Origin of the sequence: Paenibacillus ottowii, from assembly GCF_050516475.1 — a bacterium.
Lineage (GTDB): Bacteria > Bacillota > Bacilli > Paenibacillales > Paenibacillaceae > Paenibacillus > Paenibacillus ottowii.
In genome coordinates, this window is record NZ_CP191577.1 from 170383 (window position 1) to 193047 (window position 22665).

The 22665-nt window shown below is 47.3% G+C and carries 20 protein-coding genes; 13 read left to right on the top strand and 7 right to left on the bottom strand.

Annotated features, from left to right (window positions below):
• Positions 1 to 30: 30 nt before the first annotated feature.
• From ACQQ6X_RS00775 to ACQQ6X_RS00795, 5 genes are all read left to right on the top strand, one after another.
• Complete coding sequence (locus ACQQ6X_RS00775) at positions 31 to 1830, top strand: sensor histidine kinase (protein WP_305167646.1); 1800 nt, start codon at positions 31 to 33, stop codon at positions 1828 to 1830.
• Positions 1827 to 2894, top strand: a complete 1068-nt coding sequence (locus ACQQ6X_RS00780; protein WP_305167647.1) for a response regulator transcription factor — start codon at positions 1827 to 1829, stop codon at positions 2892 to 2894. The genes ACQQ6X_RS00775 and ACQQ6X_RS00780 overlap by 4 nt, the downstream gene beginning before the upstream one ends.
• A 109-nt stretch (positions 2895 to 3003) precedes the next feature.
• A complete protein-coding gene (locus ACQQ6X_RS00785) occupies positions 3004 to 4284 on the top strand; it encodes an ABC transporter substrate-binding protein (RefSeq protein WP_142613653.1) in 1281 nt (426 codons plus the stop codon).
• Between the two features lie 38 nt (positions 4285 to 4322).
• Entirely contained in the window at positions 4323 to 5207 is an 885-nt protein-coding gene (locus ACQQ6X_RS00790; protein ID WP_063211440.1) for a carbohydrate ABC transporter permease, read from the top strand.
• Positions 5204 to 6031, top strand: a complete 828-nt coding sequence (locus ACQQ6X_RS00795; protein WP_305167648.1) for a carbohydrate ABC transporter permease — start codon at positions 5204 to 5206, stop codon at positions 6029 to 6031. Before ACQQ6X_RS00790 ends, ACQQ6X_RS00795 begins: the two co-directional genes overlap by 4 nt.
• Positions 6032 to 6107: 76 nt before the next feature.
• On the opposite strand, the gene ACQQ6X_RS00800 is transcribed toward ACQQ6X_RS00795, so the two are convergent.
• Positions 6108 to 6506 carry a hypothetical protein gene (locus ACQQ6X_RS00800; RefSeq protein ID WP_305167649.1) on the bottom strand — a complete coding sequence of 133 codons (399 nt, stop codon included), beginning with the start codon at positions 6504 to 6506 and terminating at the stop codon, positions 6108 to 6110.
• 192 nt (positions 6507 to 6698) lie between these two features.
• On the opposite strand from ACQQ6X_RS00800, the gene ACQQ6X_RS00805 reads away from it, so the two are divergent.
• Positions 6699 to 7745 (top strand): hypothetical protein, encoded by a 1047-nt coding sequence (locus tag ACQQ6X_RS00805; protein ID WP_305167650.1) that lies wholly within the window; start codon positions 6699 to 6701, stop codon positions 7743 to 7745.
• Positions 7746 to 7954: 209 nt separating this feature from the next.
• Here the strand turns inward: ACQQ6X_RS00805 and ACQQ6X_RS00810 are convergent, their stop codons facing one another.
• The 4 genes from ACQQ6X_RS00810 to ACQQ6X_RS00825 form a co-directional block, all read right to left on the bottom strand.
• Positions 7955 to 11254, bottom strand: a complete 3300-nt coding sequence (locus ACQQ6X_RS00810; protein WP_305167651.1) for a DUF5695 domain-containing protein — start codon at positions 11252 to 11254, stop codon at positions 7955 to 7957.
• A gap of 295 nt (positions 11255 to 11549) precedes the next feature.
• Positions 11550 to 13178, bottom strand: coding sequence for a GMC family oxidoreductase (locus ACQQ6X_RS00815; RefSeq protein ID WP_305167652.1), 1629 nt, complete (start codon positions 13176 to 13178; stop codon positions 11550 to 11552).
• 116 nt (positions 13179 to 13294) lie between these two features.
• Entirely contained in the window at positions 13295 to 13723 is a 429-nt protein-coding gene (locus tag ACQQ6X_RS00820) for a DUF1259 domain-containing protein (protein WP_305167653.1), read from the bottom strand.
• A 132-nt stretch (positions 13724 to 13855) separates the two neighbouring features.
• A complete protein-coding gene (locus ACQQ6X_RS00825) occupies positions 13856 to 15385 on the bottom strand; it encodes a PLP-dependent aminotransferase family protein (RefSeq protein WP_305167654.1) in 1530 nt (509 codons plus the stop codon).
• Between the two features lie 115 nt (positions 15386 to 15500).
• Here ACQQ6X_RS00825 and ACQQ6X_RS00830 point away from each other — a divergent pair, with 115 nt between their 5' ends.
• The 7 genes from ACQQ6X_RS00830 (at position 15501) to ACQQ6X_RS00860 (ending at position 21131) form a co-directional block, all read left to right on the top strand.
• Positions 15501 to 16112 (top strand): pyridoxamine 5'-phosphate oxidase family protein, encoded by a 612-nt coding sequence (locus ACQQ6X_RS00830; protein ID WP_305167655.1) that lies wholly within the window; start codon positions 15501 to 15503, stop codon positions 16110 to 16112.
• A gap of 242 nt (positions 16113 to 16354) precedes the next feature.
• Positions 16355 to 16939, top strand: a complete 585-nt coding sequence (locus ACQQ6X_RS00835; protein ID WP_305167736.1) for a TetR/AcrR family transcriptional regulator — start codon at positions 16355 to 16357, stop codon at positions 16937 to 16939.
• A 112-nt stretch (positions 16940 to 17051) separates the two neighbouring features.
• Positions 17052 to 17153 carry a hypothetical protein gene (locus ACQQ6X_RS00840; protein WP_014599460.1) on the top strand — a complete coding sequence of 34 codons (102 nt, stop codon included), beginning with the start codon at positions 17052 to 17054 and terminating at the stop codon, positions 17151 to 17153.
• Positions 17154 to 17504: 351 nt separating this feature from the next.
• Positions 17505 to 17960, top strand: coding sequence for a MerR family transcriptional regulator (locus ACQQ6X_RS00845; RefSeq protein ID WP_063211455.1), 456 nt, complete (start codon positions 17505 to 17507; stop codon positions 17958 to 17960).
• Positions 17961 to 18000: 40 nt separating this feature from the next.
• The gene (locus ACQQ6X_RS00850) at positions 18001 to 19212 is read left to right on the top strand and encodes an MFS transporter (protein WP_305167656.1); all 1212 of its coding nucleotides are present in this window, start codon (positions 18001 to 18003) and stop codon (positions 19210 to 19212) included.
• Positions 19213 to 19239: 27 nt separating this feature from the next.
• Entirely contained in the window at positions 19240 to 19668 is a 429-nt protein-coding gene (locus ACQQ6X_RS00855; protein WP_305167657.1) for a universal stress protein, read from the top strand.
• Between the two features lie 44 nt (positions 19669 to 19712).
• A complete protein-coding gene (locus ACQQ6X_RS00860) occupies positions 19713 to 21131 on the top strand; it encodes an aldehyde dehydrogenase family protein (protein ID WP_305167658.1) in 1419 nt (472 codons plus the stop codon).
• A 153-nt stretch (positions 21132 to 21284) separates the two neighbouring features.
• On the opposite strand, the gene ACQQ6X_RS00865 is transcribed toward ACQQ6X_RS00860, so the two are convergent.
• On the bottom strand, positions 21285 to 22079 hold the full coding sequence (locus ACQQ6X_RS00865; protein ID WP_305167659.1) for an SDR family oxidoreductase: 795 nt from the start codon (positions 22077 to 22079) through the stop codon (positions 21285 to 21287).
• A 63-nt stretch (positions 22080 to 22142) separates the two neighbouring features.
• Positions 22143 to 22448 (bottom strand): DUF1330 domain-containing protein, encoded by a 306-nt coding sequence (locus ACQQ6X_RS00870; RefSeq protein ID WP_149035356.1) that lies wholly within the window; start codon positions 22446 to 22448, stop codon positions 22143 to 22145.
• Between the last annotated feature and the right edge of the window lie 217 nt (positions 22449 to 22665).

A 22665-nucleotide genomic window follows, 5' to 3' on the forward strand; every position in this document is an offset into this window, starting at 1 on the left:
GCATATAGCTGAATAGAGGAGTGCATCGCTATGCCAACCCGAGCAGCCCACTGGTTCCGGGCGCTGACTGCCCCGTATCGACGCAGTATTCAGCTCAAGCTGATTTTGACGATGATTGTTTTATCTGTGCTGCCGGTCATTGCTGTTACGGTGCTGGCTGCGGAGAAAAGCAGATCGTCTATGGAAACCGAAGTGGTTGAAACGAACATGTCCAATATGAAATGGACGGGCATTTATATCAGCGACCAGTTAGATCGTCTGAATCATCTGATTTACAGCATTCAGATCAGCCCTGATCTAAGCGATTATTTGAATGAACGAGAGCCTGACAATCTTTCTAGCCAATTTAATGCCCAGCGAAAAATGTTAAACACGCTGGCGAATGTATATTATTCAGCCGGGAGTCATGTCATCGGTATTCAGCTGTATTTGAAGCAATCGCAAACCCTGTTTACCTTCAATAGTATGCAAAATGATATTGCGACAGTGGGCGATATTCCCCCGCAGTACGCAGAGATGTGGCAAGCGAACAAGGATTATTCGATTCGGCCAAGCTCTGCTGACCCGGAACGCTTTACACTGACACGCAGTATTCGGCGTTTTGAAGATCATAAGCAGACGGGAGCTATTTCATTGGAGGTGCTGTGGTCACAATTCGATCAGACGCTGGGTCTGCTGGGACGAGGGGATCAGCATCAGGTGTTGATTACAGATGGGGATGGCAGGGTCATGTATCCAGCACAGGCTCGTCAGTCGCCTCCTCCTGCAGAAGTACTGACAGCTCTTCGTGATGTTAAGCCGGGTCCCGGGATGCTTCAAACTGCCGAACATTATGTGTTCTACAATGATCTGGATGTGGCTGGATTGAAACTGGTCAAAATCGTACCGACTTCCTCCATTAACCACAGTGCCTTTTCAACCATGCTGTATGGTATTGTCGTAGGCGTGATTTCAATCCTGGTTTCGATCTGTATCGCCGTTTTCATCGCATGGCGGACCGCTCGCCCGATTGTTCATTTGGCGCGTTCGGTGCAGGAGCTGGATATGATCAAGGGGCCGGTTGGAGAGCCAAGCACACGACCGGATGAGATTGGGCTGCTGGAAAGAAGTCTGCATGGGATGGCAGGCCGAATCCGCCAGCATATCCAGACGGAATACCGTATCAATTTGCAAAAAAAGACGGCTGAATTGAAAGCGCTTCAAGCGCAGATTCATCCGCATTTTCTGCAAAATACACTGCAAATGATCGGAAGTATGGTGTTTTCGCAAAAGCCGGAGGATACCTATGAAGTCATTCGTTCCCTGAGTGAGATGTTTCGTTACGTGGTACGGGAGCCTCAGGATATGGCCTCTCTACGTGCAGAACTCGATCATGTGGGGCATTATATGCGCATTCAGCAGCGTCGCTTTCCGCAAAGATTGGTGTTTCAGGTGGAGACCGAAGAGCAGGCGATGGATATTCGTTTGCCCAAGCTATCGCTTCAACCTTTGTTGGAAAACGCGTTTCAGCATGGTCTTGATCGCAAGGCAGGGGCATGGCGATTGGGCGTCCATGTGCAGATTATGAAAGAAGATGTATGTATTACAGTTAGCGATAATGGTAACGGCATGGCCCCGGACAAGCTGGAAAAGGTTCGGCTAAAGCTGGAAAATGCATCCGAGGAACCGATCTGGATGCAGGGCAGTCATATCGGATTAAGCAATGTGGCTTCACGCATACAGATGAATTTTGGAGTGCATGACGGAATGACTATAGATAGTGAGCAGGGAGTCGGTACATGTGTCACTATCCGTATTCCATTCACCTCAGCAGAGGAGGGCAAAGTATGATCAGAGTATTAATCGTTGACGATGAGCCGTGGAACCGCGATATTTTGAAGGTGTTTGGCACATGGGAAAAGCTTGGAATGGTAGTGGTAGGTGAGGCTGAGGACGGAGACGAGGCGTTCAGGCTGGTCCGGGAGTTAGCTCCCCACATTGTGATAACGGATATGCACATGCCAGGTGCGGACGGAGTAGAGCTGCTGCAAGCGCTAAATAGCCAATGTCCGGATGTGAACATCATTGTCGTGAGCGGATATGATGACTTTGCATATGCCAAACATGCGATCCGTTACAAGGCTGTCGATTATTTGCTTAAGCCTGTCAATCCTGCCGAGCTAAATGCGGTGCTGCTCAAATGCAAAACCGATCTGGAGGTCAAGATAGCCGAACAGCAGCAGGAAGCGACAGAGCTGGATTATGAGTTTTTTCACAGGTTAACCCAGTATAAACAACTGCTGCGTCTTTATTTTAATGAGCTGAATCGTGACGGGGTGATCTTAATCTGCAGTCAGGTTGTACAGGAGCTGGAGAGCTATGGAACACCAAGTCCACATATGCTGGGCCGACTGGTGCAGGAGCTGCTTTCTCTGCTGAAAGAGCTGGCAACGGATAATGGGCTGGATACTTCTCCGGCAAAAGGAGGATTTCCGCTTGCCCAGGCTGCCCTATCCTCTGTAGAAGATGCACTGGAATTCGTATCGTCATGTTATGCTCAAGAACTGGATCAGCTCATTCGGCAGCGGAAATACAAAAATAAACTGAATTTGGAGGAGGTACGGCGTTATATCGATAGTCACTTTGCTGGGCCGATCACACTGGAGCAGTTGGCGAAAAACTTTTTTGTGAGCAAAGAGTATATGAGCAAAGTATTCAAGCAGGAGTACGGTCAAAATGTAACGGACTACATTGTAGAGCGGAGAATGGAAAAGGCGCGGGAATGGCTGGCCAATAAGCAGATTTCCATTAAAGCTGTTGCAGAGATGGCTGGGTATGAGGATGTGTCTTATTTTTATCGGGTATTTAAAAAGCATTTTGGCGTGGCCCCCGGTGAAATGAGAAAGGAAGTTTAAAAAAATCCAATCCAATAAGCTAAGAGTGTCCAATGGCAGAAGTGACCTCCCACTCTATAATGAAAGCGTATACAAAATGAGATTTTCAACTTAGGGGAGGTCATTTTGCATGAAAATGTGGAAAGGTGTATTGAGTACGATGCTGGTTGGCACGTTGTTGGCCGGATGTGGAGCGAATTCTTCAGGCAGTGACAGCAGTGGTTCCGGTGGAGACGGCAAAACTGTAAATCTCAAAATGTTTATTGCTCAGCCCCGTTTGAAGGAGCACTACGATAAATACATTAATGCATTTATAGCCAAAGAAAAGAAAGATAAAAATATCGACGTTACCGTTCAACTGGAGATGCCACCTGCTGACAATGCCGCGCAGATTTTGAAAACAAGACTCGCTTCCAACGATGCACCAGACGTATTCGCGTTACATGCGGTGAATGAAATTCCTCCGTTTTATAAAGCGGGTTATTTGGAGGACTTGTCCGGTCAGCCGTTTGTCAGCAAATTAATGGATAGTGTGAAGCCTTCGGTGACGACGAAAGATGGCAAAGTTGTAGCGGTTCCTTTGGAAACAATATCATGGGGCTATTTATACAATAAAAAAATATTTAAGGATCTGGACTTGAAACCGCCGGGAACGTTGACCGAAATGAAGGCTGTGGTCGAGAAGCTGAAAGCGAATCATGTGACACCATTCTTGTTGTCCTACAAGGAATCCTGGATTCCACAGCTGTTCGTGCCGCTCACAGCAGGTGCGATGATGAACACACAGAATAAGGATTTTATCGAACGGATGAATCAGGACAAAGGCTCTTTTTCCGAAATGAAGAGCATGTTCGATATTATTGATCTGGTGAACAGCAATGGTACAGACAAGGCGCTGGAAATCGGCGGGGATGATGGATCAGCAGCATTTGCTTCAGGTAAAGCGGCGATGTGGATTCAGGGACCGTGGTTTGCGGAAACGATTTTAAAATCTGATCCGAAGATGGATTTTGGAGTAGCACCATTGCCGATCAATGACGATCCGAATGCGACCTTGATCAATCTGTCCACTTCGACTTCGCTAGCCGTATCCTCTTCAAGCAAGAATAAGGAGGTTGCGCTCGATTTTGTTAACTATGTGTTGGACGACAAGGATTCCAGCGCATTCTATGAAGCATTGAAATTTAACCCCATCTCCAAAGTGCATACATTTAAAAGCTATCCATGGGTTAATGATGCTACCGAATATGTGAAGGCAGGCAAGTCGTACCAAGATCCATCGATTCCGCAGGCGGTCAAGGACGAGGCAGGCAAGTCGCTCCAATCTTATTATGCTGGCCAGCTCTCGCAGGATGACGTCATTAAGGCGCTGGATAAGGCATGGAAATCGTATAACAAAGTGAACAAGTAGCGGTAACCTACAGAATGACATCGGGAGGGAGAGACTCCATGCCTTTTAAAATCTACAAAAAATACGTCATGCTGCTGGCATTTACTGCCCCGGCCTTGATCTTTTACGCCATCTTCCTACTTATCCCAACGATCAGCGGCATGTACTACAGCTTTACAGACTGGAACGGATTGAATCCCAATTACAACTTTATCGGCTTGGGGAATTTTGTGGAATCCTTGAAGGAAGACCCCGATTTTCTTAATTCCCTGTGGTTTACACTTAAATACGTATTGGTTATGATTGTGCTGCAAAATGCGCTTGCACTGGTACTGGCAGTGTTGATTGAGTCACGCACACGCAGCAAAGGATTTTTTCGGACGATCTTTTTTATGCCTAATATGATCAGTACCATTATTAGCGCATTTATGTGGACATTCGTTTTTTCCTCTGTGCTGCCGCAAATCGCTGAAAAGACGGCCATCGCCTTTTTAGGTCAATCCTGGCTGGGCGATCCGAAGGTATCTTTCTTTTCCATCATTATTGTCTCGCTCTGGAATGGTGTGGGATATATGATGATCATCTATCTGGCTGCGCTTCAGGGGGTACCGCAGAGCTTGAAGGAGGCCGCTATTATTGACGGGGCGAATGCTTTTCAGACATTGCGAAGTGTGACGCTGCCCATGATTACCCACGCGATTACGATCTGCTTCTTCCTGACACTCAACGGTGCCTTCAAGGTGTATGAGGTCGTGTATGGACTGACTGGCGGAGGACCGGGACGCAGCACACAGGTGATTACGATGAACATTTATGAAGAGGCGTTCTCCAACAACTTCCGTTACGGCTATGCGAGCGCTAAATCCGTTATTTTGTTTGCCATTGTGCTCATCTTTACTCTGATCCAGCTGCGTGTCATGAAGAAGAGGGAGGTGGAGGCATGAGGCTGAGAAAAGCTAATTCCTTGCTGATCACGCTGATGCTGTGTGTGGGCGCAGTCGTGTCCTTCTTCCCGATCTACATGGCGGTCATTAATTCGTTTAAAACACAGGGTGAGATGTTTGCATCCTTTACGGCGCTGCCGACAAAGCTTCACTTTGAAAATTACAGTCAGGCTTTCCATCAGACCCATTTGCTGAACAGCGCTTTGAATTCTACGATTATTTCTTTTATCGGCATTGGCGGGATCGTGGTCTGTTCTGCACTGGCAGGCTACAAGCTGTCTCGCACCAGTGGAAAACTAAGTAACGCGATTTTCTTCCTGTTTGTCGCCTCCATGCTGGTGCCGTTTCACTCCATAATGATACCGCTCACACGGATGGCAAAGGATTTGTCTGTTCAAGGCAGTACGTATGGCTTGGCTCTAATCTATATCGGCTTAGGTGTGAACATGGCGATCTTTTTATATCACGGATTCGTCAAATCCATTCCGCGTGAGCTGGAGGAATCCGCGCAAATGGACGGGTGCAATGAGTTCCAAACGTTCTTTCGCATTATATTTCCTTTGCTGTTGCCGATTACCGTCACGATTGCTATTTTGGATTTCCTGTGGATTTGGAATGACTTTTTGCTTCCGCTTTTGATGTTGACGGACGTGAACCATTACACTCTAATTCTTTCGACCAATATGCTGTTTGGAGAGTACAACAAGGATTGGTCGCTTATTTTGGCCGCGCTTGTGCTGACCTCCATCCCGGTGATCCTGATCTATGCCTTCTTTCAGAAATTCATTATGGAAGGCATTGCGGAGGGAGCGGTTAAGGGATAAGGCGTGCTTTTCATCGCTAAAAAGCCTTCCTTGTTTATAGGGAGGCTTTTGTTTTGGATTAACAGCACATCCAACGTTACTTCAAGAAATTACTTATCATAAAAAGTAAAAGCGAAATGATGATTACAAATAGATAAATACCAGAAATCCATTTTCCCATTAGAGCTCCAAAATCTTTAGGATTTTTATATCCAATGATTATACTGGGAATGAAAAAAATACTGGATAGTAGAAGGCTGTAGTGAAATCCAGTATTGTCAACACGATTAGACCATGCGGGCAAGCCTAAAAAGGAAAACAACTGATCCCCAAACGTGTACTTGCCGAGTTTGTAAGAAGCAGCTAGACCAAGAAGAGATAAAAGCAGTGAAAGTGATCCACGGCCTATGTTCTTTTTGTTTTTTCTCACCGATGCAAAGATAATCAGTAAAATTGCAATTGCTTGTATGCTGTAGGTCAATATCGTTAAAAACATGGAGTACCTCCTCGAACATCTAAAACCCAATGATAAGATGCCAATTTCGGGAATTAGTATACCATATTTTGGAATGTATTCATATGACTTTCAATAACAAGTATCACTTTGCAATAGTGATCGTAAGAACACATGGAACGCAGAGCGGCCTTAGCCATACAATATTTCATCTGAATGTAAAAGGAGATGATGATGTTGGCTACCTTCTCGGTCGCGCTTCAAGTGAAAAAGCGGATGGCCAAGCGAGTCTTAAAAATGTCCGGTGTCCACGGCATTGGCGTAGGCTACAGGGACCCTGCCCACCCCAAAAAGGGAGCCGCTGTCATTGTGTACACGGACCGTCTAGTATCGGCCTCTACTGGACTCCTGTCGGCCACTGCCTTAGGAAAGAAATTGAGCGTTCCTGTTCGAATTGTAAAGACTGGAAAGATCAGAGCCCACGCTACGGACTATAAAGTGCGCATCCGACCGGTCATCGCTGGCTACAGTGTCGGGACGATTGAAGGCTCCGGTACCACCGGACTCATCGTCGCCCCAACTGGAGCGCCAGCTACACGTTACCTTTTTAGCAATAACCATGTCCTCAATCCCTCCAATACAGATAATCGGGAGGCTACAATTCAGCCAGGCGGAGCCGATGGAGGTACGGTTGCCCAGGATCGTACAGGAAGGTTGTATCGTTACGTGCGCTTGAAGCCCACCGGAACGAACCTGATTGATGTGGCGCTTTCGCTTCCGACCCGCAACAATCTGCTCAATCCACGTTATGCTACAGTGGGAGCGATTCCCGGGCATGTTACCGCTTATCGTGTAGGGGAAAAATTAAAGAAGGTAGGACGTACGACTGGCCGGGTCAATGGTACGGTAGAGTCGGTCTATACAGACCTGCAAATCAATTATGGCGGCGAGTTGGGCCTACTGACCTTCGAAGATCAGACGGTTATTAGAGGTACGACTCCTGTATCCCTACCCGGGGATTCCGGCTCTGTATGGCTCAGGCAGTCCGATAATTATGCAGCTGCGGTCAACTATGCAGGCACGGCAGATGGCCGCTTATCCATAGCCTTTCCAGTGCAGTGGTTCATGCAGGTATTCAACACACGAGTAGCCCGCCCCAGCGGGGCAGGCAAAGTGCTCACGGTAGATACAGGATCTTCCCCTGGCTCCTATACTAGACAACTCACCAATGAGGAGCTCGTTCGCTTAAGACCAAGAACGACCCGCATTAAACGGAGTTAAATGCTTCGAAAGCATCATCTCCCCGGATTTCTCTCCTGATTACAGAATGAATTCAAGAAATCCGGGCGGAGGCGATGGGAAGCACCAGCAAGAATAAATTCACAATGCCAATCATTTATGAGGCAAATGTTTCACGATACAAATCATTCACAATACAAATCATTCATAATACAAAACGTTAACGACATGAAATGAATGCATACTACATTCTAATCTGCCCCTCCAGCATATGCCTGGACTCGCGCATCATGGGTTATAATGGTGCTGCTTGCCGAGGCTAAGCCCCAGATTTCTTGAGCGGTCAGAGCTCTGTTGTAGATGATCAGCTCATCTACTGCACCATTCAGATAAGGATCATCAAACTGGGATTTCCCAATGTAATTCCAATTTGTCAGTCCAAGGCTGGCAGGCTTCAGCGTCATATTCGTGTCACGTGTCACCTCTATGCCGTCCACATACATAATTCCGATAGTGCCTGACAAAGTCACGGCTACATGCTTCCAGACACCTGTCGCTAGTTCTGGGGCATTCAGTTGCTGTTCCTCTCCGTTCCCTGAGACAGTGACGGCAAAACGCATACCTGTCCCTTCAGCCTTCGGGGTCAAAAACATATACCGATCTGTTCCTGCTCCAAAATCAAACAGACGAGCCCAGCCGTTATGCGTGTTCACCCGTACCCATGCGGCAATGGTAAAGTCATTAATGCTGCTAACTATTCCGCTCGGCAGGCTGGCATAGCCGTCTATACCGTTAAGGCGCAGAGCATTGCCATTTCGTCCCGCACCCCACGTGCCGCCATGTACACTGGCCTGCTGTCCATAACCTGACGAATCGGCTGCGGTTGATCCGGCCGTTTCATTAAATTCATAATGGGCTATAATGTCTCCGGGGGGAGCCGGATTGCCTGAACTGGACTGAATACGGATATCGTAGTTGGCTGCTGTACCGATATTCAGTCTGGCTATAGTCGCAGCATTGTTAACGGCTGTGACTGATCCGGTTTTGGTGCCGTCTATGAGTACATCATACGTACCTGCCGCAAGCCCGGTCATCGTCACAACAGTCGTATGGGCTGTGCCTGGTGTCGTATTTTTTAACATCAGACGGATGTTGTTCTTGGATTTGGACACGTCGGCCAAGCTATATTGATCCCGATTCATCTCCAGACTTAGCTTCTGGGTAATCAGATGCAGACGTTGGAAGACGCCGTCTTTTGGAGTGATCGTATAGCTGTTATTGCTTTCTGTAACGTCACAGCCATAGCCCAATAAGCCGAATATGGGATCGACAGCAACATCCGAGCTTAGGATTTTAATGGCTCCAAATAGCCCCAGATCGGCTTCCCCGGACATACCGCGCCATCCGTTAAAGAGGGGGCCGCCGTCCAGACCAAGGGCGCCGAAATTGCCTTTGCCTGCCTGATAGGTCCACGATACGGCTCCAATATTGGCAGGATCAGAGCTGATCTGTCCCGAGTTAATCGCCCCGATGTTCGCCAGCTTGGCGGCGTAGGATAGGCGCTGGTCCACTTCGGGCTTGGACGAATAACGACGTGTCCAGTCATCCATCGCGTACCCCGCCAGTGAGGTCGTGTACTGGAAGTTCCACCAATTTTCTCCGGTAATCGTGACGGGATCGGCGTAATAGTACCAGACAGGCATATGACCGCGTGCAGCGCGTGTTTTGGCATTGATTTTGCCCATCATGGTCGTATTGCCGTTCATTTTGGCTAGTGTATACACCGCCTCTTCACCTGTATTGTCATAGTTATACTCAGAGCCATAGGGATAGGTGGTATTTTTGAAATTATTGTATTTGGTAGCCATTTTGGCAATCAGGTCGTTAGCTTCGGTAGTCAAGCCTTCTTCCTGAAGTGCTTTGATGATATCCGGCGTGGTCAGCTCACCCATGAGTCCCGTATTCCAGTTATAAGCAACAGGACCCTCATACAACGCTTTAAAAATACGGTAAGCGCGTAGCAAATATGTGTTTTTGCTATTGCGATAGCTGATCAGGTTAGGATACAGCTTGGCGAGTTTATACATGCTGAAAAATGTATTATAGATGTGCGGATAGGCATAGCCCCGATACGTAGGTGTCGTATTAGGCTGCGGCATCAGAAAATCAGGGACGAGATAATCCGTATGATGGCCTTCCATCAGATTCGTCCAGATAGCCACCTCCAGATAATCGTCGACCGCCTTGATTTCAGAGGCCACGGGCTTCTGGACATTTTTCTCCGCCAGAAACTGGCCGTGAGTTAATCCCCAATCATCTCCCCAGCCCCAGTAGCCGGCAAAGCTATTGCGTCTGGCCTTAGATTGCATCATCCAGTCATCAAACACTTTGTCCCGCAAGTCTCCTGGCACGTTCCATTGCGTACGGTTGACCATGAAGGTGGAGTGGCGCTGAAGCGCAGTGTCGACTGGCTCAATGGCATAGAACTGGAGAACGGTTTTTTCACCGTTACCGTAGTTCACTGTAATATTGTTGTGACCCAATCTACCTAGTTTGAGTTCATATATTTTGTGGTTTGTAGGGGCGGTTTCCAAATAGCTGATAGTCGTTTCGGAGGGATACTGCGCGGTGACAGAGGTGATGGATTTGCGGGTATGCAGATCGAATTTAGCCTTCAGATTGGTCGGGACAATCATACCCGGAACTACGGTCACATCCACATGTCCCTCGCTGTATAGCCTGTCCTTTACAGCCTGCTCGTCTGCTACCTTGAAAAATTTAAAAGCGTACGTTTTGCTTTCACCAGGGGCCAGCGACAAACTAGTGTTCTCCAGATAGCCGCGATTAGTGCTTTTGATGACATTGGAGTGGATATAGAATACATTCAGCCCTTCAGACCAGCCGCCTTGCTCCATAGCCCATGTACTGCCTGGATGCTCCTCGACTCTCCAGTGGTCCTGATATTCGAGACCGGCGCCCGTGGAGGCATCAGGCAGCAGCAGGATATACGGGCCGATGCCGCTAGGCCGTCCAGCGGTAATAAAGGAACTGTGATGACCTACAAAGGAATGAGAGAGTACTCTGGTTTCATAGATTTGTTCGTTATTGCCGCCAGACCAGTATTCATTAAAAGGAAGCGGCAGCCCCCAATCTCCGATTTCCAGCGTTTGATTAGAGGTATTCATTACTTTCATTTGCCAATGTAAATAGTCGTTAACCAACGAATAGGTTTCATGTAAAGTGAAGTTGCGTATTCCCTGAGGGTTTGAGGAATTTTGGTAGGATACCTGGACGCTGTTACCAGAAGAGGTCATCTGGCGCGCATCAGCAGAATTGCTTGTCCATGCCCGAGTCCACGCCCCATTACCTAGACGATAGGTGAACATGAGTTCACCCAGCCACTGATGATCTGGTGTATTTTGCTTAGGTGCGTTGGAGCCGTTCATGACATAATTCGTATTAAAGGTGTCTCCTGTCAGACGTAAGGAAGAGATATCCCCATAATCCCCGATCGAGATGGAGAATATTTGATTCGATAGCTGTACTGCCATGCTATCCACCTCCTAACAAAGGTTCGTGAGTGTACTCACATGTTAATATATGTGTCAGAAATATTTTTGCTACCCTATGCGTGAGAATGAATAGAAAATAGATTCATATAGATATCCTAGAAGTCTATTCATAATGGAGGTAGAGGTGCCTATCATAGAATCATCATTGCCAGAAGGTGAATGGACAGATCTTATTTTTGATAAATGTGATCTGTCCAATTCAGTGATTGCGAATTTGATGGATTACAAGTGGAGATAGAAGATTTGAATGGCTGCGTCATCTCACCGCATAAGGCTACTCTTCATTTTCTTCATATCGTGGCCGTATCCACTTTCGAGCGCGTATATTTTTATCCAGCAGCTTTAATTGTCGTGCTATGGTGTACCCTATCAGGTATGCAGCAGCGGATGTGTTGCCATCGACCGTGAAGGGGATGATGGAAGCATCGGCAACGATTAAATTTTTGACTCCATGCACGTTACCTCTGCGATCCACGACGCCTCCTCTATTTAATGGGGCCATGCGAAGAGAGCCTTGCTGGTGATGATTATGGCCAAAATTTTGCTTGATAAATTCCTCCAGGCTAGAGTCGTTATCAATAACGTCAAGCGTAGGAGAAACGAGCTGATATGATGGATCAATGGCCGTCAGCTCTGCCGCTATGTTCTTGACATAATTTTTATATATGTTTTTCACCGCTTCCATGTCCTCGGGATTCGAGAGAAAGCCTTCATCTGCAAGTACGATTTTCAGAGGGTCATTGTTTTGCAGTTTGATCGATCCCCAGCTTGCAGGGCGTAAGTAAATCAATCCTAGGGTAAGCATGCCTTCCGAACCTATGCCTAGCATTTGAACCGCCCGACGATGGTCCTCCGTTCCATTGGGATCAGGCAAGAAGGCTCCACCCGTATATAGAGCATTTGGATCGTTAGAAGGCAGTGCGCGGTCCCTGGGATTGGTTGAGAAGGAGGCGAAGTTCAGTGTATGGTTACGCAGGCGTTTGCCTACATTGGGATTATTAAATACTACATGAATCCCTTTGTCTTTAAGCGATTTCTCAGGTCCGATTCCGGATAGCATTAATAACTGGGCGCTGTTAATGCCTGCTGAGACGATAACTTTCTTCCGTGCATAAGCTCGTGTACATATTCCTTCACGGAGGAATTCCACTCCTACAGCGCGCTTGTTAGTAAAAAGAACGCGCAAAGTTGTTGATTTAAAGAAAACCCTCAACTTCCGGCCATTTACGCCCTGTCCGGAAGAAGTCATGATGCCTGGCGAGAGAAAAGCGGTTGAAGAGCTTTCCCTGCGTCCATTTGGTTTTTGGAACAACTGCCATCGGGTAAAGGGACCAAGGGGAGTTTTAGGATCGTTATAATCGAGGATTTCCGGAAACCCTGTCGCACGTTCAATGGCCAAAGTTAGTTTCTGTGCCATAGACGTGGGATTTACAGGGGCTTGCCTGATATCAATCCGTCCGCTATATCCGTGAACCCTTGGGTTATTCGTTTCTCCATTATATTTTTCTAGTTTTTTGAATCGGCGAATGGCTCTTCTAGGTGACCATAATGGGCCTAAAAGCTTTTCCCATTCTCTAAACACAGCCGAAGTAGGCCGTACATACTGCTCGCCGTTAATAGAAGAACCGCCGCCTAGCAGCCGTCCTGTGGTCCATTCGAATGACCGATCGTCTACTCCATTTTGTGGAATGCCTTCCCCTTGCCAAAAGTATTCAGGGAAAAATTGTTCCTCCAGCTCTGGGGCAAAGGTAGAGTCCCTAATGGGTTTGTCTTTATCGTTATTTTCCCCTGCTTCCAGCACAAGAACCGATGTTTGCTTATCATCCGTAAGGGTTTTCGCTATTACAGCACCCCCAGGACCTGTTCCCACAACAATATAATCATAGACTAATTTGTTTTTCATACAGCTCTCCTTTATAGATAAATGGGCTAATGTAGAATATTAATTTGTTTTGTCCTATGTTCCGCCCATAACAAAAAAAGATCCGCCTAAGCGGACCTCTTGCATTTATGAATAGCTTATTTCTTTGTAACCACCGGCCGGACAATCTTCGTCGTCAAGACATTAAGCGCGTCACGCACTTCTGCGGCGAAAACAAGCGGCTTTTCTACTTTTTCGAAGTGGATGTACCAAAGATTGGGGTTATCGAATAGCCAGTGGTTGTGCAGTGCCGTCACTTTGACACCATGTTTGCGAAGCCGGGAAATAAACGGATTAATTTCTGCGGTCAAAATCACGGTTTCACCAAGACATAGTCCTTTTCCGTTACGGCCAATACTTTCGAAAGAAAAAGCCTGGGGTATGGCAAGGAAGGATCTGGCCCTTTTACCTAAAATGACCGGCTTAATGTTATTTCTGACATTAGAAGCAGTACAAACTCCGTTAATAATTTGAGGTGTTGCTTTTAATATAGCGGCAAACTTTTTACAAAGTGGACTAATTGCCATTTCTTCTCACTCCAATTCTTTTAAGTTACTAGCATCATATGAAAAAGTAAGGGAGTGGGAAGGGGCAATTCTTCTTTATTGTTTGTCTAATTTGCTATACACAAGGTGCAAATAAAGCCCCCTTTTAAAGCCTCAGCTGAGCTCCGTGATACTATGTTTGATACTGTCCCAGGCCTGGCGCAGGCGCTTAACACCTTCGATAATTTGCTGCTCCGTTAAGTGAGCAAAGTTAAAGCAGGCTGAGGGAGGTCCTGGTGTCAGCTGGTAATCAGCGGCATCACGCCATGTGACTCCGTAAAAACGTGCTGTCTGCAGGAAATGATGGTACTGGGCAGACCCATGCTTCCAGATCGCATAGGCGTGCAGACCACAATCGGTCTGATGCCAGTGAAACAGCTCACTTAACGGCTGGATTTCATGCTGGAACACGTCGTAGCGTAATCTGTATATTCGAGTCATCCGCCGTAAATGACGAACGTAGTCTCCGCGCATCATAAAACGCGCCAGCGCGCGCTGCTCCAAGCGGGCAGGCGGCAGGGGATCGTATAGTCGTTTGGCTGCAGTCAGCGCTTGCGCCAATTCAACTGGCAGGATGGCATACCCGAGTCGAAGGCTGCTAAACATACTTTTGGAAAAGGAACCAACATAGATGACACATTCTGCGCGATCCAGAGCTTTTAACGGTTCGATGGGACGTCCTGCCCAGCGGAATTCACTGTCATAATCATCCTCAATGATCCACGCCCCCTTGGATGTTGCCCATTGCAAAATATGCTGCCGGCGTGCTAATGGCAGTACAGCACCGGTTGGAAACTGCCTTCCAGGCGTAACGAACAGGAGTTTGGCATCCCAATCCTGTGGAATAAGTCCCTGCTGATCCAGTTCAGCAGCGCGTATACGTCCGCCTGAGGCGGTAACTGCACGATAGATGCCGGAATAACAGGGATTCTCCAGTACAATGTTATCTTGTTCATGAATAAGCAGCTGAGTTAGCAGCGTGATCGCTTCCATGGAACCGCTACATAATACGACTTGATCCGGTGTGGCCGTAATTCCGCGTGTTCTGCCAACATGCTGGCAGATCGCTTCACGCAGCCATTGATCACCGTTCACTGGTGCAGGCGCCGAATCATCTGAAGGCTTCTGCAAGTCCTTGCCAGCGGCAGCCAATGCACTTTTCCATGCGATCTGTGAGCTACCCTCCAATACAACTTCATCGGCTTGAAAAGAAATCAAAGGCAGGTTCGCATCGTCTCGATCCGTAGCAAACACAGGAGTCGAGTATAAGACTCGTTCTTTTTCGAGCTGCATTATTCGTTGTCCCCATGCTGACAGAGCAGGGGCTATTTGTTTTGCAATAGGCGGGTTTTGGTTCTGCAGGTCGATTCGAGATTCGTCTGGCAGCATTACAGTCTGCTCCATAACAAAGGTTCCTCTGCCTACTACCGAATTTACATATCCTTCTGCCAACAGCATATCGTATGCTTCTTTAACACTCCCGCGCGAAATTCCATACATCACAGCCAGATCGCGACTGGAAGGCAGGCGCGTACCACTGGCAAGGGAGCCAGTCAGAATTCCCTCTCGAAGAGCGTGATACAATGCCAAGTATTTCAAATGATATTTTTGAAGCGTACGCTGGTAAGCTATCGTAATGTCCATACGTTTCTCCTTAGATTGGTCCAGTCATTTTCATTCATATTGGGTCTTTTTAATAATCCATTTTCAACATAATCTGAAATATATCGTTGGTCAATAGATGGAAGGAGAGATACTCATGAGAAGAAAAGAGTTTACAGTGGCCGAACAAGAGGAAATAGAGGAGTTTCTTAACGAGGTCAGTTTTGGATTTTTAGGCATGAACAGCGAGGATGGTTTTCCGCGTGTGGTTCCTTTGAATTTCGCTTATGGGAATGGCGTCTTTTATATTCATGGCAGCCGTGCTGGAGAAAAGATGGAACTAATGAAAGAGGACAATAGAGTCACTTTTTCAGCAGCCAAAGAGTATGCGCTCATTCCGTCTTATTTTACCGATGAACATATGGCATGTCCGGCGACTACATTTTTCAAAAGTATTACCGTGCGTGGTCATGCAGAGCATGTAGTGGATCTGGAGGAAAAGGCATCGGCATTTTCCATTTTTATGAGAAAGTTGCAACCGGAAGGCGGTTATGATCCGATCGATGCCAGCGATTCACGGTATGCTTCACGTTTGAAAGGGGTCGCTCTGATCAAAATCGTTCCACATGAGTGGACTGCCAAGTTTAAATTCGGCCAAAATGTCAAAGGGGAGGAACGTCAGCAGATTATCGACGGTTTGCAACAACGGGGACTGGATGATGATCTGACAACAATTGAAATGATGCGTAAATATGGCCCTCATCATTGATATATATGTATAATGCCGATGCCGATGTAAAAATTTGATTTCGATATGCTCATTCCTGCTCGCTCATCCGTCTAATTGGTTAATTATACCTTGAAGGGGATGCCCTTGATTTTCCAAAACTTTCAGTCCTTCTGCATTAGGACTTTTGAAGGAAAGGTATATATCATCCTCAAGCCCGTTGTTCTTACTGCAAAGGAATTTTATAATACGATAGATTTGTGGTGTAAGGGGGCAAGACCGTGATGAGAGCTGGAGTCAGAAGTCGGGAAAGTCGGCGGTTGTTACTGGAAGCAGGGGCTGAAGAGTTCGCTCAAACCGGGTTTTACCAAACAAAGGTAAGTTCGATTGCGGCGCGTGCAGGATTGACGCAGCCGGATTTTTATATTCATTTTGAAAGCAAGGAACAAATGTATAAGGAGCTTGTGAAGAGCTTCCGTACCTTAGTGAATGAGACGGTACAAAGCATGAAGATTGGCCCGGACTTCAGCGAGGCTGAAGTTTTGAGACGGGGACAAGCTTTTCTGGAAGCTATTTTTCGCATGTTGTCTAATAATCCGGCAATCACTCGTGTTGGATTTTACCAGGCGGCAGACTCAGTACACATCAAGGCAGAAATGGCGGAGCATATCAAGAAGCATCTGCTGGCGGCGCAACGATGGGGTTCCTGTCGTGAGGAGCTGGACCCTGAACTGACAGCAGAAAGTGTGATCGGCTTGATTGAACGGCTGACGTTAACGAAATTGCTGCCTGGACGTGAAAGCCCGTCTGTACTTGCCAAGCAGGCACAAAACCTCCTGTATCACGGCATGCTCGGATCCGGAGAATAACTGAACCACATATCTCCACCCACATTTGGGCGACAAGCTCAGCATTTGTCCCTATCATGGTCGGCGGCATAAGCATAAGATGCTCTTGTAAACCATGAAGGGAGGAATCACCATGTCTGGAGTAGGCGCTGGTTATGGAGCTTTTACATCTACAGGAGCGATTCTGGTACTTTTCATTCTGCTCGTTATTATTTCCAAAGCATTCGTCATCTGATTCATTGCTCATGAGTCTGTTTTCGAGCGAATTGCTGTAATCGACAGAGGGAGGAGGAATTCTGAGATGGGTGAAGTAGATAGAGGTTGTGGCGGTGGCGGCTACGGCATGTGGACTTCCACTGGGGTAATTTTGGTGCTCTTCATTTTGCTGGTTATCATCACACGTACTTTTTTCATCTAATGTGATATTCATGGACTTGAACGCCGATGCTTCGGGTCTATGATCATACAATCCCAAAGAGGAACCGTCTCTAACAGAGGCGGTTTCTTTTTACTTTAAAGTTTACGTTGACGTTAACGTTATATAGGCGTAGTATTTATATATAATCTTTTTCATAAGGTGGGTGTCATGGTTACGTATAAAATTGATGAGGTCGCCAAGCAAAGTGGTTTGACCAAGCGAACCATTCGTTATTATGAGGAAATCGGCTTATTGCCCTCCCCGCAGCGCAGTGAAGGAAATATGCGGCTGTATACGCAGGAGGATGTGGATTTACTAAAAAAAATCGTGAGTGCCAAGGAAGTGCTTGGTTTTTCTTTGCAAGAGCTTCAGCGTTACATGACCGCAGCAGAAATGCTCAAGGGGCAGCGGGAGGAATATCGCGAGCGAACGGAGCATTTGCAGCCGATCGAGCGACGGGCGATGTTAGAAGATATGGAACGTACACTGAACGAACAGTTGGAATTAATGGAGGGAAAAATCAACAGCATCCGTATGCTTCAGACTGAATTGGAAGAACTGCGGGTCAGGGTTCGTGAACGCAAGATCCTTTTGGATGAGGAACTTGATCACAATCCATCATAATAAGAACACTTACATTCAGATGTGGAGGTAACATTGTATTATGAGTTCACAACATGCATTACCTGAAGAGTTAAAAGAACGCTCAGGCTTGCTGTCTCAGCCCAAAGCTGTATGGGCGGTCGCCTTTGCCTGTGTTATTTCATTTATGGGTCTGGGATTAGTCGATCCGATCCTGCCAGCCATTGCCGATCAGCTTCATGCGACGAAAAGTCAGGTGTCATTGCTGTTTACCAGCTATAATCTGGTGACGGGCGTTGCGATGCTGATTACGGGCGTCGTCTCTAGTCGGTTGGGTGTCAAATGGACATTATTAACCGGTATTTTATTCATTATTGTGTTTGCTGGACTGGGTGGCACGGCCAATACAGTTGGTGGAATTGTAGGCTACCGGGCAGGATGGGGCCTGGGGAACGCTTTGTTTATCGCAACAGCGCTGTCTGCGATTGTAGGCCTGTCCACTTCCGGAACAGCTAAAGCGATTATTTTGTATGAAGCGGCACTGGGCCTTGGGATTTCAGTCGGCCCGCTGTTAGGCGGAGAGCTGGGTTCCATTTCCTGGAGAGGCCCATTTTTCGGTGTAGCCGGACTGATGGTTATCGGATTTTTGTTCATTACGTTTATGCTGCCTTCGATTCCAAAGCCGAAGAAACGAGGTTCCATTGCGGACCCATTCAAAGCGCTGAGTTATTCCGCCTTGTTCACGCTCGGCATTGTCGCATTGTTATATAACTTTGGATTCTTTACGTTGATGGCGTATTCTCCATATGTCATGCATTTAGACGAACATGGATTGGGTTATGTGTTTTTTGGCTGGGGAATTATGCTGGCCTTTACTTCAGTATTTGTAGCTCCTAAGATTCAAGCACGCTTTAGCGTGGTATCTTCCATTAGTGTCATGCTAACGCTGTTCGCCATTGATTTAGGGGTTATGGCGATCGGGACTTTAACAGGTTCGCCAACGACTGTCATTGTAGCCGTCATTGTGGCTGGTATTTTTCTGGGAATTAACAATACATTGATTACTACTGCTGTTATGCAGGCCGCTCCAGTGGAGCGCTCCACAGCATCTGCGGCTTACAGCTTTATGCGCTTTTTGGGCGGGGCTATTTCGCCGTGGCTTGCAGGGAAGCTGTCAGAGTGGTACTCAGCAGAAACTCCGTTTTATTTTGGAGCATTGATGGTATTGATCGGTGTAGCTGTGCTGATCGTACGTCGCCGACATATGCAGGATATTCAGGTAGATGCACACTAATATTGATCTTCTGGGGAGGAAAAGAGTATGAGCGAATTCAAACATATTCTGGTCGCGATTGATGGTTCGGAACACGCTATGAAGGCGTTGGAGTCAGCGAAAACGTTGGCCAAGCAGCTTCAGGGGGATTCGCATCTGACCGTATTGCATGTAAATCCGGCTTTATCCATGAATGAACCCCCGGTTGGGATTGATGTGGAGGAGCGGATCGAGGAGGAAGGTCGTCATATCCTGGAGCCTGCAGCCGATTATTTGAAGGACGAGGGCATTTCATACCGTATGTTGGCGGGTCATGGTGATCCGGCGAGTATTATTTGCGAGACTGCACAGCAGGAAAAGGCAGATCTGATCATTATGGGAACCCGTGGACAAGGACTTGTTACGGAGCTGATTTTGGGTAGCGTGAGTCATTATGTGATTCAGCATGCACCTTGTCCGGTGCTGACGGTAAAATAGCAGTTAAATGGAGCATTGATATAGAGAAAAAGGAGGAAAGCAGTATGCAGCAGCATTTATTTATTGGTGGGGAGTGGAAAACAGCTTCATCTTATACAACGCTGAAGTCACCGTATTCCGGGGAAGTCATTGCTGAAGTAGCAGAGGCTACTGCCGAGGATGCCAAGGCCGCAATTCTGGCAGCATCGGATGCACGCGCAGAGATGCGAGCCATGCCAGCGCACCAGCGATCAGCTATTTTGGAGAAGCTGGCTGACCTGCTGGAAGAGCGACGAGAGGATGCAGCGCGTATCATTGCACGCGAAGCGTCCAAGCCTTGGAAGGCTGCGCTCGCCGAAGTAGATCGGACCGTGCAAACCTATAAGTTTGCAGCCGAAGAAGCCAAGCGCATCCATGGGGAAACCATTCCGCTGGATGCTGCACCGGGTGGTGAAGGACGGATGGCCTACACGCTCAAAGAACCGGTCGGGGTAGTAGGAGCGATCACACCATTTAACTTCCCGATGAACCTGGTCGCTCATAAAGTAGGCCCAGCGCTGGCAGCGGGCAATACGATCGTATTGAAGCCTGCGGAGCAGACGCCGCTGTCGGCTTACTTGATCGCGGAGTTGCTGGAGCAAGCTGGATTGCCAGCAGGGGCTCTTAACGTGATCAGCGGCGACGGCAAAACAATTGGCGACGTACTGGTCACTGATCCACGGGTCAGCTATATCACCTTCACCGGTAGCCCGGTGGTCGGTACAGAAATTCGCTCCAAGGCTGGCTTGAAGCGGGTCACGCTGGAGCTGGGGTCCAACGCTGCTGTTATTATCGACCGTGATACGGATGTGGACGCGATCATCGACCGTTGTGTGAGTGGAGCCTTTGCTAATCAGGGGCAGGTATGTATTTCAGTTCAACGTATTTACGTTGTTGATGAATTGTATGATCCATTTGTATCGCGATTTATAGAAGCGACTCAGCGGTTAAAAACGGGAGATCCGTTAGATCCGGACACGGACGTATCGGCGCTCATCTCAGCCAAGGATGTTGAGCGTGTTCGTGAGTGGCTGGAGGAAGCGGTTCAAGCAGGCGCGAGGATTGCTCTGGGTGGTCATGCCGAAGGAGGGATCTTGGAGCCGACCGTATTGCTTGATGTGGACCCGACTTCCAAGGTGTCTTGCCGCGAAGTGTTTGCCCCGCTTGTGCTGATTCATTCCGTTAGCTCTATAGATGAAGCTGTAAACCATGTAAATGATTCGATCTATGGTCTGCAGGCAGGAATTTACACTCGTGATATCACGACCGCGCTGGATGCAGCGGACAAGCTTGAGGTTGGCGGCGTGGTGATTAATGATATTCCAAGCTTCCGTGTCGACCATATGCCGTATGGCGGTGTGAAGCAAAGTGGCACCGGACGCGAAGGCGTAAAGTATGCCATGGAAGAAATGTTGGAAACCAAGCTGGTCATTATTAAACGGTAAGTAGTTATATGAAAGCCTATCGGATGGATATTGAAATACGCTCTGCGTATGAGTACCCATCTGATAGGCTTTATTGCGCTTTCTACGCGATTGTCTATTGAAAATCAAATGTTAGACTGAAAAATATTTGGTAAAGCTTATATGGCTTGATTTTTAGACCGTCGGAACTGTTCCACCGTCAATATTATATTCACTTCCAGTAATGGAAGCGGCCCGGTCGGAAACCAGAAAAGCAACAAGCTCGGCGACTTCTTCTGGTAGTCCTGGACGACCCATTGGAATGCCTCCCAACGAGTCCATCAGTTGCTTTAATGCACTTTGTCGGTCGCCTGTCGTCTCAGCAATCCGATCAATCAAATTTTGTGCTGCTTTCGTTTCGATAAAGCCTGGCGCAACTGTATTAATACGAATACCTTGAGGCGAAAACTGCTTGGATAACCCCTTGCTGTAAGTAGTTAAAGCTGCTTTGGCCGCAGCATAAGCCAATGTTGCATCATATAGCGGCAAGCGACGTTGAATGGATGAAATATGAATAATAACACCAGAACCCTTTTCTACCATAGCCGGCAGCAATCCACGGTCTAGACGGACAGCAGCAAACAGATTGGCGTTAAAAGTTTGCTGCCAATGCTCGTCTGTCAAGATAAGAGCACCCCCGGATGGGGCTGACGAGCCTCCAACATTGTTGATAAGAATATCTACACCGCCTAGGCGCTCCAGAACACAGTTTACTACTTTATCTACACCTTCTCGCGTACTAATATCGGCTGGAATAAACAGGTCTGGTTTATCTAAATTAACTGGTGTAGTTCGAGCCGTAGTTATTACGGTAGCACCTGCAGCCGTAAGTCTCTTAGCAATAGCCTCTCCCATTCCTTTGGTACCGCCTGTGACCAAGGCCCTTTTGCCTTTAAACTCACTTAAAATGCTTTCTAATTGAAAACTCATGTGACTAATTCCTCCTATTATTAATGTGGTTGAGAAGTACCTCTAGGTATCTCTACTTCGAGTTCACTTGTCTTGTGAACCCTGCAAACTATCGACAATGACGCCCCGGTATCGCCCTCCGCGCAGTCGATGCTTTATGGCCTTTTGATAGGCTGGGCTAAAATACCAAGCTTGTGCTTCCTCAAAAGTGGGGAACTCCAAAATCGCCAGCCCTTCAATATCGGGGCCTTCGAGGACCTGATACGCTCCATACATTGCTAGAGGTTTGACGGAATGTCCCGCCAAACCCGCCGGTGCCAGCTCAGAATAAAGTTGGAGTTCAGTTTGATCGATACTCTGTTCACGAATAAAAACAACATAAGCGGGCATAACATATCCCCTTTCTTATTTAAAAATTTTATTGTTCGTGTCATCCCTATCCATAATCAACACATCGTTATTGAGAGCGAAAGTAATTTAAACCTCCTATGCCGAGTATGCTGTGAGCGATCATTTCAAACTCATCATAGCAGTGATAATATGACTACAGGGTGTCATATTATAGAGGATCATTTAGATTTCTATAGGAATAGTGCCGTACGGTATA